We start from the raw sequence: 15,264 nt of genomic DNA, 5'->3' as shown, positions 1-15,264 counted from the left end.
TCCCCTGACTGCTGCATCGCCCGCGCATGTACCAGTGGTTCGACGTCAACGGACACGCGAGAACCACCCACACGGGCCCCGACGAGCAATCCCTGGAACGGCATGGTGCTGATCAATACCCGTGACCCTCCCAGCGGCAAAGCCTTCGCAGCGCGACGCGGCAACCCACTCGGGGGCCGTCCACCGATACGGTGCGTTACCACATTCCGCGCCTCGACTGAGATCCCTCGCCAGCGAGAATGGCAGCACGGGACGGACGCGGCTGGGGAGAATCTGGGGAGAATGGAGGCGCCTGGGGAGTGGCTGGGGAGAATCGACCACGTAAGACGGCATCACTATGAAAGCCCTGGAAATCTGCAAAGTCGCAGCTCAGCAGACCTCACTCGGCTATCCCCGCAGGTCAGCGCGTTGAGGGCGACGACTTCAAGCGGATCTCGTCCTGGGCCGCCATCCTCTTTGCTCCCACACTCGTGGGAACTGTCTACGGCATGAACTTCGACTCGATGCCGGAGCTCCACTGGGGCCTCGGATACCCCTTCGCGATCGGCCTGATGGGGGCCGTATGCGTCAGTTTGTACGCCATCTTCAAGCGCCGGGACTGGCTACAGGAGGCGACCACCTCACACGCACAGCACACACGGTTTTGCTACCGCACCTCCTGCATGAACCGGTCATATAGGGCGAGAAGGGATGTTGGTGATCTCCTTGCCCTCCCCCAGACGGGCCCATGACCTCGGCCATCGTGGGTTCCCCGGTGCTGGAACGAATCTGGGGAGAATCTGAGCGGCCGACCGCACCTCCCGCCTGCGCCATCCACCCGACCCATCACACAATCAACCGACCTCGGCTCAGCTCACCAACGGCGCGGTTCATGACAGGTAGCGACGACGGGCGGTACGTCCATCCCGTACGCGGCTGACGAGACCCGAAGGAACACCGGTACTCCGTTCCGGCACGTAGAGCTGCCCCGGGTCCACTCACTGAGCGCGCCCTTCGTCACCCGTTCGGCCCCACCCATAGCGTCGCCGGGGACCCCTCCGGCGACGCTATGGGGAGATGCCGAACGGTTCGCGGCCGCGTCAAGGGAGTGGGTGACGGTCGCGGCGGATCAGGAGGGGTCGTCATGGCCTACGTACCCAAGCGAGCCACACCCGCCACAGCTGCCGCGAACAGCGAGGCTGCGACACGTTACGACATGGACGATCGGCAGGACTTCACCGATGCGGACCGGGGATTCTTGGCGCCCTTCCCGGACAAGCTCTACGGAGCCGATGGGCATCTCATATTCGACTCGGCGAGGTTCGATTACCTCGCCGAGGACGCCCCGGCACCGGACACCGTGCACCCCAGTCTCTGGCGGCAGTCGCAGGTGATGCGCAAGGGCGGCCTGTACAAGGTGGTCGACGGTATCTACCAGGTGCGCAACAACGACCTGGCGAATCTCACCGTCGTCGAGGGCGACAAGGGGCTGGTGATCGTCGACTGCATGTCCTCCGTCGAGGCAGCGGCGCAGGGCATGGCGATGATCCGGGAGCACGTGAGCGACAAGCCGGTGGCCGCGGTGATCTACACCCACACCCATATCGACCACTACGGCGGGGTCAAGGGCGTTGTGAGCGCCGAGGACGTGGCCTCGGGGAAGGTGCCGATCATCGCCCCCGGCACCATCGCCTCCTTCGACAAGCACGCGATCGGCGAGAACGTGATCGCGGGCAACGCCATGTCACGCAGGGCCGGCTACGCCTTCGGAAGTCTCCTCGACCTGGGCCCGACCGGGTGCGTCACCTGCGGCATCGGCATCACGTCGCTTCCCGGTGTGACCGTCTCGTACATCTCGCCGACTGACGGCGTCACGGAGACGGGCTCGAAGCGTGAACTGGGCGGTGTCGAGTTCGAGTTCCTCTACGCGCCGGACACCGAGGCGCCTGAGGAGATGCACATCTGGATCCCGGAGCTGGCGGCGCTGACCTGCGCGGAAAACGCCAACCACTCGCTCCACAATATCCAGACGCTGCGCGGCGCGCGGACCCGTGACGCCCGCAACTTCGCGCGCTATCTCGACGAGACCCTGGAGCGGTGGGGCGGCGAGGCACAGGTGCACTACGGGCCGCACACCTGGCCGGTGTGGGAGAACGGGGTCGTGGCCTCGTTCCTGGAGTCGCAGCGCGACACGTACAAGTACATCCACGACCAGGCGCTGCGTCTCGCCAACAAGGGGTACACGCCGCTGGAGGCGGCCGAGGTGATCGAGCTGCCCGAGGAGCTGGGCCGCAGGTGGTTCAACCGCGGCTACCACGGCACGCTCCACCACGACGTGCGGGCCGTCTTCACGAAGGAACTCGGGATGTGGGACGGCGATCCGGTGTCCCTGCACCCGCACACGCCCGTCGAGTCCGCCCGGCGCTTCGTCGACTTGATCGGCGCCGAGGGCATCATGGCCGAGGGCCGGCGCGCCTTCGACGCCGGCGACTACCGCTGGGCGGCTCAGATCCTGCACACGCTCGTCTTCGCCCAGCCCGATCACCATGCCGCCCGTGGACTCCAGGCCGACGCGTACGAGCAGATGGGCTACCAGGCCGAGGGGCCGCAGTGGCGCGGCATCTTCCTCACCGCCGCGAAGGAGTTGCGCGAGGGCGTCCAGCCCGCCACCTTCGCCACCGCGAGCCCGGACACCATCCTCGCCATGCCCGTCGACATCCTCTTTGACTTCGTCGCCGTCCATGTGATCGGCGAGCAGGCGGCGTCGGCCGAGCTGCGCGTCGACTTCACGTTCACGGAGAGCGACGAGACCTGGACGATCTGGATCGCACGCGGCGTGCTCAACGCCCGCCGCGGCGCCTCGCCCGACACCCAGCTCACCGTCAGCGGCCCGAAGCCCGAGCTCGTGGGTGTGCTGCTGAAGCCGGGCAGCGCCGCGAAGCTCGTCGAGGCCGGGAAGGTCAAGCTGGACGGTGACGCAAGCGCCCTGGACACACTCGCCGGGCTCCTCGACACCTTCGATCCCGACTTCCCCGTTGTGACCCCCTGAAGTGCCCGGTGGTCAGCCGAGGGCGCGGATCGCGGTCAGGACGTTCGTCATCAGCGCCGGGTCCGCGTCCGGGGCACCGCTGACCGAGAGGCGGTCGACCACGTCGGCGTAGCGGCGGTGGATATCGCGGGCGACCGCGTCCGGTTCGCCGGAGACGGCGAACGTGGCGTACACCTCGTCGTCAATCAGCTCGCCCATCTCCGTCCACCGGCCCCGTACGGACAGCCGGTGCAGCTCCTCGTGGAGTGCGCTCCAGCCGTGGGTCTCCATGACGGGCCGGTAGGCGGGGGTGGATGCGTAGAAGGCGACCCGTTCACGTACGGCGACGTGGTTGGCCCGTAGTTCCTCCTCGGTGCGGCCCGTCGCGGTCAGGACGTTACCCACCACCTCGAAGGGGCGGGCTGTCCAGGCCTCGTCGGCCGCCTCCGCCTTCGCGCGGGCCTCGCGGACTCCCGGGAGGACCTTGCGGGTGAGGTACTCGACCGACGTGAAGGGGTGGCTGAGGAATCCGTCGGCGACCGCTCCCGCCGTGGCGGTCATCAGCGGGCCCACCCCGGCGAGGAGGATGCGGGGGACGCCGCCGGGCACCGGGTCGGGTGCGAAGACCGGAGTCATGAGGGTGTGGGTGTAGAAGTCGCCGCGGAAGGTGAGCCGTTCACCGGTCTGCCAGCTGTTCCAGATTGCCCGGACGGCGTGGACGTACTCCCTCATGCGCGCGGCCGGGCGGTCCCACGGCATGCCGAAGCGGCGCTGGATGTGTGGCTTGACCTGTGATCCGAGGCCGATGACCGCCCGGCCGCCCGACGCCTCGTGCAGGCCCCACGCCTCGTAGGCGAGCGTCATGGGCGTACGGGCGAAGGCGATCGCCACCCCCGTGGCAAGCTCGATCCGGGAGGTCTGGTCGGCTGCCCTGGCCAGCGGGAGGAACGGGTTGTGCGAGGTCTCGGCGACCGTCAGCCGGTCCATACCCCGGCTCTCCGCGTCGCGGGCGGCCGCGAGGATGCGGCCCGGATGCGCGGGGGCGGAGACGTCGAGGCGGAGGCGGCCGGCCGGGGTGGTGGATGCGGTCACGTGGCCATTCTCCTCGGGGTACGGGACGTGTGTACGCGGCTACTCCGACCAGCGGGCCCCGGCCCGCTGGTCGGCCCGACGGAAATGCGGCGGTCCGTCGGCTCAGACGATGTCGACGATGGTGCGCAGCGCCTCGCCAGTGTGCATCTGGCGGATCGCCTCGTTGATGTCCGTCAGCGGTACGTGATGGGTGATCATCGACTCCAGGTCGATGCGACCCGCGCGCCACAGGTCGATGATGGTGGCGTACGTGCGGCGGATGTCGTCGCCGCCGTAGAACGAGGGCAGGATCGCCTTCTCGTTGAGGACCAGTTCGGCCATGCTGATGTCGGTCATGTCTGTGCGCGACCCGGCGCCGACCAGGCAGACCGTGCCGCCGAGCCGGGTCGCGTCGTACGCGGCGCGCAGCGTGCCGGCCTTGCCGACAGCCTCGAAGGCGTAGTCGACGCCGAAGCCTCGGGTGAGGCGCTTGACGGTCTCCGCCAGTTCCTCGGGGGCGATGGCGTCCGTGGCGCCGAACTTCAGCGCCCACTCGCGGCGGTTGGGCGTCGGGTCGACGGCGATGATCCGGGCCGCACCGGCGACCTTGGCGCCCTGGAGGATGCTGATGCCGACGCCGCCGAGGCCGATGACGACGACCGACGAACCGGGCTTCACCTTCGCGGTGTTGAGGGCGGCGCCGATGCCGGTGGTGACACCGCAGCCGATGAGGGCGGCGATGTCGTACGGCACGTCGTCGGGGATCGGGATGGCGGCGTAGGCCGCGATCACGGTCTCCTCGGCGAAGGTTCCGGCACCGAGCATGCCGGGGACGGCCATCTCGCCGTGGCGGAAGTTGAGGTGGGCGAGGTTGCGGTAGCCGCTGCGGCACAGGTGACCGTCGCCCGCCTTACAGGAGGGACAGGCGTCGCACGGCGGCATCCAGCAGACGATGACGCGGTCGCCGGGCTTGACGTGGGTGACGCCTTCGCCGACCTCGATCACCTCGCCGGCGCCTTCGTGGCCGGGGACGAACGGCGCGGGGTGGGTGAGCACACCGCTCATGGCCGACAGGTCGGAGTGGCACAGGCCGGCCTTGTGCATCTTGACGCGGACGCGGCCGGGGCCGAAGGACGCCGACTCGACGTCGACGACGTCCAGGGTGTCGTCTCCGGTCTTGTGCAGGACTGCTGCGTGCATCGGGGGCTCCTCTGGGAGAGACGGGTCAGGCGCGTGCGGGGGCGGGCAGGTGGATGGTCTTGGTCTCCAGGTACGCGGCGAAGCCCTCAGGGCCGTACTCGCGGCCGATGCCGGAGTTCTTGTAGCCGCCGAACGGGCCGGCGACGTCGAAGCGCTGACAGTTGACGGAGTACGTGCCGGTGCGGATCCGTCGGGCGATCTCGGTGCCGTGCTCGTCGGTGCCCGCCCAGACGGTGCCGGCCAGGCCGTACGGGGAGTCGTTGGCGATCCGGACAGCGTCGTCCTCGTCCTCGTATCGGATGAGGCAGATGACCGGGCCGAAGATCTCCTCCTGGGCGATCCGCATCCCGTTGTCGACGTCGCCGAAAAGTGTGGGTTCGAGGTACCAGCCGGTGGTCAGGCCCTCGGGGACGCCGCCGCCCGTGAGGAGCTTGGCGCCCTCCTCCTGGCCGATGCGGATGTAGTCGAGGTTCCGCTGTCGCTGCTGCTCGGTGACCATCGGACCGATCAGCGTGGCCGGGTCGGACGGGTCGCCGACCTTGAGCGAGGCGACGGCCGCGGTGAGCTTGGCGGCGATCTCGTCGTAGCGGCTCGCGGGGGCGAGGATCCGGGTCAGGGCGACGCACGCCTGGCCGCTGTTGGCGAAGGCGCCCATGACGACCTGCGGCAGGGCGGCGTCGAGGTCCGCGTCCTCGAGGAGGATCGCGGCGGACTTGCCGCCGAGCTCCAGGGTGACGCGGGTGAGGTTCCCGGCGGCGGAGGCCATGATCTGCTTGCCCGCGCCTACCGATCCCGTGAAGGCGACCTTGTCCACGTCCGGGTGTGCGACCAGGTGGGCGCTGGTCTCCCGGTCGGCCGGAAGGACGCTGAGCACGCCTTCCGGCAGCCCGGCGGCCTCGCACACCTCGGCCAGGAGGTAGGCGTCGAGGGGGGTTTCCGGGGACGGCTTGAGGACAACGGTGCAGCCGGCGAGCAGCGCGGGCGCCAGCTTGCCGGCGATGGTCAGCTGCGGCACGTTCCACGGGGTGACGGCGGCGACCACGCCGACCGGCTCGCGTCGGACCAGAAGGGGGCCGGTGAGGCCGGGCCGCTCCTCCTCCGTCACGAGGCCGGCGGCGACGGACAGTGCCGCCCCGAAGGCGGCGACGGCGCTGAGCGCCTGGGCCCGTACGGAGACGGTAATGGGGCAGCCGTTCTGCAGGGTGATCAGTTCGGCGAGCTCCCGGTGGCGGGCGAGGAGGCCGTCCTTGATCCGGGTGACGGTCTCGATGCGCTCGGCGGGCGTCATCCGGGGCCAGGGGCCGTGGTCGAACGCCTCGCGGGCGGCGGCGACGGCGCGGTCCACGTCCTCGGGGGTGGCGTGCGGAACGCGCCCGACGACCTGTTCGGTGACCGGTGAGAGCACGTCGATGGTCTCCCGGCCCGCCGGTTCGGCCCACCTGCCGCCGATGAAGAGCGTGCGGTGTTCCAGGATGTCGGTCATGTGCGGAGCCTCGCTTCGTTGCGCGGGAGGGCCGTGCGGTCGGCCGCCCCAGGACCCGACGGCCTCGCGAAAGTGAATGAACCCTGATCCAGCGACCGTCACAGATGGCGCAGAATCCAGGGATTCATGGCAGTAAGTTAATCCACGCTAACGCACCTGTCCAGGGTGGGATCAGCTCACGTAGGTGTAGAAGCCGCGCCCCGCCTTACGGCCGACGGCACCGGCCGCGACCATCCGGCGCAGCAGCGGCGGGGGCGCGTACAGCGGCTCCTTGAACTCCTCGTACATCGACTCGGCGATCGACAGCGCCGTGTCGAGGCCGATGAGGTCGAGGAGGCGCAGCGGCCCCATGGGGTGGGCACAGCCCAGCACCATGCCGGTGTCGATGTCCTCGGCCGAGGCGACCCCGGACTCCAGCATCCGCACGGCGGAGACGAGGTACGGGACGAGCAGGGCATTGACGACGAAGCCCGCTCGGTCGCGGGCCAGGACGACGGTCTTGCCGAGCGTGCCCTCGATGAAGGCGGTCACGTCGGCGGTGACCTCCGGGGCGGTGAGCTGGGTGGGGATGACCTCCACCAGGCGCTGTACCGGTACGGGGTTGAAGAAGTGGACGCCGACGACATGCCGCGGCCGTCCGGTGGCGGCGGCCAGGTCGATGATCGGGATCGACGAGGTGTTGGAGGCGATGACCGCGTCGCGGCCGGTGAGCACGCGGTCGAGCCGGGCGAAGACGGACGCCTTGACGTCGCGCCGCTCGGCGACCGCCTCGACGACCAGGTCGCGGTCGGCGAGGGCGTCGAGGTCGGAGGTGTACGAGAGCCGGCGCAGGGTCGCGTCGCGCTCCTCCTCGCTCAGCTTCCCGGCCCGGAGCCCCCGGTCGAGGGAGGCGATCAGCCGGGTCCGGCCGGCCGCCAGGGCCTCGGCGCCGCGTTCGGCGACCATGACGTCGAGGCCGGCGCGCGCGCAGACCTGGGCTATTCCGGAGCCCATCAGGCCGCAGCCCACGACCCCTATCCGGCTGAACTCACGCATACGTCGAACGTCCTCTCACTGTGACCTGCGGGAGATGGGAACGGCATCCGTGTCACACACCCCGGACACCTCGAACACGAGCTCGCCCGCCTCCGGATCCGTACCGGAGACCAGGCGCACCCGGGTGCCCGCGCGCACGAGGTGCGGCGGGGCGCCGACGACGCGGCAGCGGACCTCGAAGCCCTCGGGGAGGCGGACGACCGACTCGCCGCGCGCCGCCCGCCGGTACCGCTGCTCCGCGGCCGGGCGGACGACGACGCCCTGGCCGTCGCTGCGCCGGGGCGCCAGGTCGCCGGAGGCGCAGACCGGGCACAGGAGCTTCCGGAAGGCGGTCGTGCCGCACCAGTCGCAGCGCTGGTAGACGAGCCCGCCGTCGGAGGGGGCCGCTCCCGGAACTTGCCCTCCGACCTTCATCGACAGCGGGCCGCTCCATGCAAGCGCCGCATCACCAAGGGACACGATATCCCCCCTTCCACCATGGAGAATCCTGCACTCAGAACCTAGACATCAAGGTTATTGGAGATTAACTTAAGCGCCGTTCGACGAAACCGCCAGGCATGCGAGGGAAGGAATGGTGACCGTGCGCCGCAGCGTGTTCACCCAGGACCACGAGGCATTCCGGACGGCCGTCCGGGACTTCATCGCCCAGGAGGTCACCCCGCACTACGCCGAGTGGGAGCGCCGGGGGCAGGTCCCCCGCGCCTTCTACCGCAAGCTCGGCGAACTGGGCGTCTTCGGCATCAACGTGCCCGAGGAGTACGGCGGGGCGGGCGTCACCGACTTCACCTACCAGGCCGTGATCCGGGAGGAGTGCGGCCGCGCGGGCGTCGGTTTCGGTGCCGAGTCGGTGCACACCTGCCTCGTCCTGCCCTACCTCCTGGAGTTCGGGAGCGAGGAGCAGAAGCGGCGCTGGCTGCCCGGCTTTCTCTCCGGCGAGATCATGACCGCCATCGCCATGACCGAGCCGGGCACCGGCTCCGATCTGGCCGGCATCGCCACCCGCGCCCGGCTCGCCGAGGACGGCACCCACTACGTCCTCGACGGCGCCAAGACCTTCATCACGGGCGGCGCCCAGGCCGATCTCGTCCTGGTGGTCTGCCGGACCGCCGCGTACGACCCCGCCGACCGTCGGGGCGGGCTGTCGATCCTGTGCGTGGACACGACCAGCGACGGCTTCGCCGTGGGGCGCAAACTCGACAAGATCGGGCTGCGCGCGCAGGACACCGCCGAGCTCTCCTTCACCGGCGTGCGGGTCCCGGTCGGGAACCTGCTCGGCGAGGAGGGCGCGGCCTTCAGGTACCTGACCCACAACCTCGTGGTGGAGCGTCTCGGCGCAGCGATCAACGCCTACGCCAACGCGGCCGGGGCGATCGGCTTCGCGACCGCGTACGTGCGCGAGCGCGATGTGTTCGGCAGGCAGGTGGCGGCGTTCCAGAACACCAAGTTCGTCCTCGCCGAGTGTGCGACCGAGGTCGCCGCCGCACAGGCTCTCGTCGACCGGGCCCTGACAGAGCACGCCGCCGGGGAACTGACGGCCGCCGACGCCGCCAAGGCCAAGCTCTTCTGCACCGAGGTCGCGGGCCGTGTCATCGACAAGTGCCTCCAGCTGCACGGCGGTTACGGCTACATGCTTGAGTACCCCATCGCCCGCCTCTACGCGGACACCCGGGTGAACCGGATCTACGCGGGGACCAGCGAGGTCATGAAGACGATCATCGCGAAGGACCTCGGGCTCTGAGTCCGCGCGAAGGACCCCGGGCCCATCCCGGGCCCACCCCACTTTCCCCTCAGGAGGACCCCATGCGCGACGCAGTGATCGTCGACGCCGTCCGTACCGCCGTCGGCAAGCGCGGCGGCTCGCTCTCCCGGCTGCACTCCGCTTCGCTCTCCGCCCATGTCCTCAAGGCCCTGGCCGAGCGCAACAGCCTCGACCCCGCCGTCGTCGACGACGTCATCTGGGGCTGCGCCTCCGGCGTCGGCATGCAGGCCGGCTGCGTCGGCCGTGCCGCCGTGCTCGCGGCGGGCTGGCCGGAGTCCGTCCCCGGGCTGACGGTCGACCGCCAGTGCGGCTCCTCCCAGCAGGCCGTCCACCAGGCCGCCGCCGGGGTGATCTCCGGCCAGTACGACGTCGCCGTCGCCGGTGGCGTGGAGATCATGAGCCGGCTCCCGCTGGGCACCACCCGCGGCGACGGCAGCCTCGGCGAGCCCTTCGGCCCCGACGTCTTCGCCCGCTACGACGGCATCCGCTTCAACCAGGGCACGGGCGCCCAGCTGATCGCCGACGAGTACGGCATCACGCGCACCGAGATGGACCAGCACGGCCTGGACTCCCACGCCCGGGCCGCCCGGGCGATCGACGAGGGCCGCTTCAAGAGCCAGATCGTCCCGATCACGGTCACCGACGAGGACCACACAGCCCGGGTCTTCGACACCGACGAAGGCGTACGCCGCGGCTCCACCCTCGAGAAGCTCGCCGGGCTCAAGCCCGCCTTCACGGAGGACGGGACGATCACCGCAGGCAACGCCTCGCAGGTCTCCGACGGCACCGCCGCACTGCTCGTCACCACCAGCGAGTACGCCGCCTCCCAGGGCTGGACGCCGCTGGCACGCGTCCACACCGCGGTGGTGACGGGCACCGACCCCGTCACCATGCTCAAGGGCCCCATCCCGGCGACCGCCAAGGCGCTCGCGAAGGCCGGCCTGTCGATCGACGACATCGGCGCCTTCGAGATCAACGAGGCGTTCGCCTCCGTCACCCTCGCCTGGCTGCGCGAGACCGGAGCCGACTACGCCCGGATGAACCCACTCGGTGGCGCGATGGCCATCGGTCACCCCATCGGCGGCTCCGGCGCGCGCCTCATGACCACCCTCGTCCATCACATGCGCGACAACGGCATCCGTTACGGCCTCCAGTCCATGTGCGAGGGCGGCGGCATGGCCAACGCCACCATCCTCGAACTCCTGTGAGGGCGCACACCGATGCCCGTACTGCCCGAGAGTGAGACAAAGCAGCTCCGGAGCGGGGCCGTGGGCAAGGACTTCGTCGGACTCCTGAGCGTGGAGCAGCTGGACCAGGACGTGTTCCGCGGGTGGTGCCACGACGGCATGCCCTCACGCGCCTTCGGTGGTCAGGTGGCGGCCCAGGCACTCGCGGCCGCCGCCCTGACCGTGCCGGAGGGCCGGACCGCGCATTCGCTGCACGGCCACTTCCTGCGTCCGGGCGACACTGCACGCCCCCTCGACTACACGGTGGAGAGGGTCCGGGACGGATCCTCCTACCTGTCCCGCCGGGTCACCGCCGTCCAGGGCGGTGAGCCCGTCTTCGCCCTCACCGCGTCGTTCAAGCGGCCGGAGACCGCAGACGACCGCCAGCCGGCGATGCCGCGGACCCCGGGGCCGGACGAGCTGCCCGACATGTACGAGATCTGGGCGAGGAACAGCCCCGAGGACTTCGCGCAGGCGAAGTTCTGCCGGGTCCTTGACATGCGCTACGTCCCCGGACCACCCGAGCCGACCATGCCAGGCCTGACGGAGCAGAAGCTGTGGATCCGGGCGACCGAGCGGCTGCCCGACAACCCCGCGCTGCACGCCCGTGCGCTGGCGTACGCCTCCGACCTCTTCCTCGCGCCGGCGGCTGCGCTGGGGCACCAACTGCCCCGGATGCTGCGCGACGAGCCCTCCTCGGTCTTCCTCACCTCGCTCGACCACTCCGTCTGGTACCACCGGCCGTTCCGCGCCGACGAGTGGATGCTGTTCGCCCAGCGCAGCCCGACGTCGGTGGACGGCCGCGGCCTCGCCTTCGCCGACGTCTGGAGTCTCGACGGCCGGCTGATCGCCCATGTGGTGCAGGAGACGGTGGTGCGCCCTTCGCGGACGCGCCGCCGCTGACCCCACTGCCCACCTCCTTCTCTGCACTCATCGGAGGAACCCCATGTCCGACCTGGTCCTCACCTCGTTCGAGGACGGCGTCGCCGTCGTGACCATCAACCGCCCCAAGGCCCGCAACGCCGTCAACAGGGCCGTGGCCGACGCCGTCGCCGAGGCCGTCGACCAGCTCGACGCCCGCGACGACCTCGTCGTCGGTGTCATCACGGGCGCCGGCGGCACCTTCTGTGCCGGCGCCGACCTCAAAGCCCTCGCCGCAGGGGAACGCTCCGGCATCCCCGGCCGGGGCTTCTGCGGGATCACCGAGACCCCGCCCGCCAAACCGCTGATCGCCGCGGTCGAGGGGTACGCGCTCGGTGGCGGCACCGAACTCGCCCTCGCCTGCGACCTGATCGTCGCGTCCGAGACCGCGAAGTTCGGGCTTCCGGAGACCAAGCGAGGTCTGATCGCCGCCGGGGGCGGCCTCGTCCGGCTGCCCCGCCGGATCCCGTACGCCGTGGCGATGGAGTACGCACTCACCGGCGCCTTCCTCGACGCCGGGCGGGCCTACGAGCTCGGCATGGTCAACGCCCTGACCCCGCAGGGCGACGCCCTGGAGGGGGCCCTCGCTCTCGCGAGGGAGATCGCGGCCAACGGGCCGCTCGCCGTCCGGGCGAGCAAGCGGATCGTGGCCGAGTCGGCCGACTGGACTGCCGACGAGGTCTGGGCGCGCAATCGCGCCGCCTGCGACCCGGTCTTCGCCTCGGCGGACGCCAAGGAGGGCGCGCGCGCCTTCGCCGAAAAGCGTGCCCCTCGCTGGATCGGACGCTGACCGCCGCGCCGCTCCGGCTTTTCAGGGGGACCCCAGCTACCGTCCCGAGACACCGCTCGGGCATGACCGGACGAAGGAGTTCGCCATGACCACCACCTGGCCCCAGGGGCTGCCCCGCACCCTCGACTACCCCACGGGCACGATCGCGGACCTCCTCGCCGGCTCCGCACACGCCTACGGCGACCGCACCGCGCTGGTCGACGGCGAGGACCGGCTGACGTACGCGGAGCTGTACGAGGGGGCGCTCCGGGTCGCGCAGGGACTGCGGGAGCAGGGCATCGCCCCCGGCGACGCTGTCGCCCTGCACCTGCCCAACACCTGCTGGTTCACAGTCGCCTACTACGGCATCTTGTTCGCCGGAGCCGCGGTGGTGCCGGTCAACCCGACCCAGCCGCCGCTCGCGCTGCGCCGCCAGCTCGACGACTCGGGCGCGGTCGCCGTCTTCACGCACCCGGCCGTCGCGAAGGCGCTGAGCGAGGCGGTCGACGGCTCCCGGTCCGTCCGTCTCGTCTGCGTGACACCGACGACGGCCGCCGCCCCGGGCCCCTCCGACGAGCCCGCCACCCTCGCGTTCCCGGCCGCCACCGTCGCGTTCGACGAACTGATGAAGGCGCAGGCGGAGCCCGCGACCGACGTCGACGGCGACGCGGTCGCGCACCTCGCCTTCACCGGCGGGACGACGGGCGTGCCCAAGGCCGTCCGGGTCCTGCACCGCAACCTGGTCACGAACGTGCTCCAGGTGGCGTGCTGGCGCAGCGCCGCCGTCTCCTCCGCGGATGACCGGGGCCGTATCGTGCTGCGGCATGTGCCCGCCGCGCGGACCCCGCACCACATCCCGCTGGCCGCCGCCACCGGCATCTCCGTCGCCCCCCTCTTCCACGGCATGGGCATGGTCAGCCAGAGCGTCTTCGCCGCCGCCGGCCTCACTGTGACGGTCTTCGGCCGCTTCGACCCGGTCAGGTACCTGGACGCCATCGAGGAGCTCCGCGTCCACGCGATCACCGGCTCCCCCGCGCTCTGCCACGCCCTGCTGTCCGTACCGGGCGTGCGGGAGCGCGACCTTTCGTCCGTGCGGGTCGTCAGCAGCGGGTCCGCGCCCATCAACCCGGCCGTGGTCGCGGAACTCGCCGAGATCTTCCCGAACGCCGTCGTCAGCGACGGCTATGGGCTGACCGAGGCCACCATGGGGGTCGCGATCAGCCCCCTGGACAGCACGATGCCGCGCCCCGCCGGCAGCACCGGCCTGGTGCTCTTCGACACCGAGGTCGAGATCCGCGAGCCGGACCTCGTCACCCCCGTGGCACCGGGCGAGCGGGGCGAGGTCTGGGTCCGGGGCCCGCAGGTCACCGACGGCTACCACGGCCACCCGGAACTCACGGCGGAGCAGTACGTCGGGGGCTGGCTGCGCACGGGCGACCTGGGCACGCTCGACGCGGACGGATGGCTCTCGCTCGTGGGCCGGGCGAAGGACATGCTCATCTACAAGGGGTACAACGTGTACCCCGGTCCACTGGAGAACATCCTGCGTGAGCATCACGCCGTCGCCCAGGCGTCGGTCGTGGGGCGGCCGCACCCGGAGCACGGGGAGATCCCCGTGGCCTTCGTCTCGCTGAAGTCCGGGGCTGGGACGTCGGTCACGGCCGAGGGCCTGATCGCGTATGTCGCCGAACGCGTGGCGCCGTACCAGCGGGTCCGGGAGGTGGTGATCGTGGAAGAGCTGCCGCTCTCGGCGACCGGGAAGATCCTCAAGACCGAGCTGCGGAGGCGGGCCTCCGAATCCTGAGGCGGGGACTCCCGCTTCCCCGGACCGGTGTGGCCGGGCAGAGTGAACTCTCTGCCCGGCCACGTGTGCGTGCTCTTCGGGGCTACTGTGCGTAGGCCCGAAGCGGGGGCTCGGCCGGGACCTTCGTGGCGTTGAGGATCTCCGCGGTGAAGTTGGCGCCGGTGACCGCCGTGGCCGCCACGGCCTCGTGGGGCCAGACACCGGGGAGGTTGACGTCCAGGCACTTGCCGAACGGCAGCCGGCTGGGGATGGCAGTGCCGGGGTTCGAGAGGGCGTCGACGACCAGTCGGTAGGTGACGGCGTCGTAGAGCATGCTGAAGTGGGCGACGACCCGGCCGGGGCAGACGTCCTGGACGAGGATGTTCTTGGCGCCGTTCAGGGGCGCGGTCGTGAACGGGGTGATCGCCTCGTCGGTGAGGCTGTAGATGTTGGTGTAGGAGACGGCGCCGGGGGTCTCGTCATCCCGGTTGAGGGCGGCGACGAAGTCGGACCCGATGTTGAACTGGTGCAGGGCCGGTGCGCACCAGCCGACGCAGAAGAGGTTGCCGCCGGTGATGCCGTGGCCGGGGTTGGCCAGGAGGACCGCGTCGTCGACCTTGCTGTGCAGGCTGGGCCACCACTTCAGGGCCCAGCGGATCTCCATGTTGCCCTGGCTGTGGCCGATGACGTCGACCTTGCGGCCGGTGGCGGCCTGGATCTTGTCGATGGCGTGGACGACGTACTCGGACGCGTCCTGGATGTCGCTCATCGACCTGTTGGGCAGCTCGACGCCGCAGACGTCGTAGCCGGCGTCACGCAGGGCCGGGGCGTAGTTCCAGCCCCAGGTCTCGTCGTAGGTGGACGTGGTGCCGTGGACCAGCAGCACGGGCTCACGGTTCGGGTGGGTGAAGGAGGAGGGGCACTTCAGTGCGGCGTCGAGAGTGGCGACAGGAGTGCTCAGCGACGGCTCACCGGCGGCCGAGGCGGCCGGGGCGGGGGCGAGCAACGCG

12 protein-coding genes and 1 pseudogene are annotated in these 15,264 nt (G+C 70.6%); 7 read left to right on the top strand and 6 right to left on the bottom strand.

The genetic code is table 11. From position 1 onward, the window contains the following. Nucleotides 1-425 precede the first annotated feature (425 nt). Both IE311_RS36825 and IE311_RS25345 read left to right on the top strand, forming a co-directional pair. A pseudogene (locus tag IE311_RS36825) lies at nt 426-605 on the top strand (CorA family divalent cation transporter); the annotation flags it as partial. Between the two features lie 518 nt (nt 606-1,123). Beyond that, nucleotides 1,124-3,028: an alkyl/aryl-sulfatase gene (locus tag IE311_RS25345; RefSeq protein ID WP_189834118.1), complete on the top strand. Its 1,905-nt coding sequence runs from the start codon at nt 1,124-1,126 to the stop codon at nt 3,026-3,028. 12 nt (nt 3,029-3,040) lie between these two features. On the opposite strand, the gene IE311_RS25340 is transcribed toward IE311_RS25345, so the two are convergent. The 5 genes from IE311_RS25340 to IE311_RS25320 form a co-directional block, all read right to left on the bottom strand. Continuing rightward, nucleotides 3,041-4,099 carry a TIGR03617 family F420-dependent LLM class oxidoreductase gene (locus IE311_RS25340; RefSeq protein ID WP_189834117.1) on the bottom strand — a complete coding sequence of 353 codons (1,059 nt, stop codon included), beginning with the start codon at nt 4,097-4,099 and terminating at the stop codon, nt 3,041-3,043. 102 nt (nt 4,100-4,201) lie between these two features. Next, nucleotides 4,202-5,278 carry a zinc-binding dehydrogenase gene (locus tag IE311_RS25335; protein WP_189834116.1) on the bottom strand — a complete coding sequence of 359 codons (1,077 nt, stop codon included), beginning with the start codon at nt 5,276-5,278 and terminating at the stop codon, nt 4,202-4,204. Between the two features lie 25 nt (nt 5,279-5,303). Continuing rightward, nucleotides 5,304-6,761, bottom strand: coding sequence for an aldehyde dehydrogenase (locus IE311_RS25330; protein ID WP_189834115.1), 1,458 nt, complete (start codon nt 6,759-6,761; stop codon nt 5,304-5,306). Nucleotides 6,762-6,932: 171 nt separating this feature from the next. Further along, entirely contained in the window at nt 6,933-7,796 is an 864-nt protein-coding gene (locus tag IE311_RS25325) for a 3-hydroxybutyryl-CoA dehydrogenase (protein WP_189834114.1), read from the bottom strand. 15 nt (nt 7,797-7,811) lie between these two features. Beyond that, on the bottom strand, nt 7,812-8,210 hold the full coding sequence (locus tag IE311_RS25320) for a Zn-ribbon domain-containing OB-fold protein (protein WP_189834207.1): 399 nt from the start codon (nt 8,208-8,210) through the stop codon (nt 7,812-7,814). 166 nt (nt 8,211-8,376) lie between these two features. Between IE311_RS25320 and IE311_RS25315 the strand changes: the two genes are divergently transcribed. The 5 genes from IE311_RS25315 (at nt 8,377) to IE311_RS25295 (ending at nt 14,275) form a co-directional block, all read left to right on the top strand. Further along, nucleotides 8,377-9,534, top strand: a complete 1,158-nt coding sequence (locus IE311_RS25315) for an acyl-CoA dehydrogenase family protein (RefSeq protein WP_189834113.1) — start codon at nt 8,377-8,379, stop codon at nt 9,532-9,534. 62 nt (nt 9,535-9,596) lie between these two features. Beyond that, a complete protein-coding gene (locus tag IE311_RS25310; protein WP_189834112.1) occupies nt 9,597-10,763 on the top strand; it encodes a thiolase family protein in 1,167 nt (388 codons plus the stop codon). A gap of 60 nt (nt 10,764-10,823) precedes the next feature. Continuing rightward, nucleotides 10,824-11,684: an acyl-CoA thioesterase gene (locus IE311_RS25305; RefSeq protein WP_229902145.1), complete on the top strand. Its 861-nt coding sequence runs from the start codon at nt 10,824-10,826 to the stop codon at nt 11,682-11,684. A 43-nt stretch (nt 11,685-11,727) separates the two neighbouring features. Beyond that, nucleotides 11,728-12,492 (top strand): crotonase/enoyl-CoA hydratase family protein, encoded by a 765-nt coding sequence (locus tag IE311_RS25300; protein ID WP_189834110.1) that lies wholly within the window; start codon nt 11,728-11,730, stop codon nt 12,490-12,492. A gap of 85 nt (nt 12,493-12,577) precedes the next feature. After that, the gene (locus IE311_RS25295; protein ID WP_189834109.1) at nt 12,578-14,275 is read left to right on the top strand and encodes a class I adenylate-forming enzyme family protein; all 1,698 of its coding nucleotides are present in this window, start codon (nt 12,578-12,580) and stop codon (nt 14,273-14,275) included. Nucleotides 14,276-14,357: 82 nt separating this feature from the next. Here IE311_RS25295 and IE311_RS25290 read toward each other — a convergent pair. Next, on the bottom strand, nt 14,358-15,264 hold a 907-nt coding region (locus tag IE311_RS25290), incomplete at its 5' end, for an esterase/lipase family protein (protein WP_189834108.1).

Source organism: Streptomyces zaomyceticus (genome assembly GCF_014656215.1).
In the GTDB taxonomy this organism is placed as follows: domain Bacteria; phylum Actinomycetota; class Actinomycetes; order Streptomycetales; family Streptomycetaceae; genus Streptomyces; species Streptomyces zaomyceticus.
Note: the sequence above shows the minus strand (reverse complement) of the source record. Positions and strands in the feature narration are given on the sequence as shown.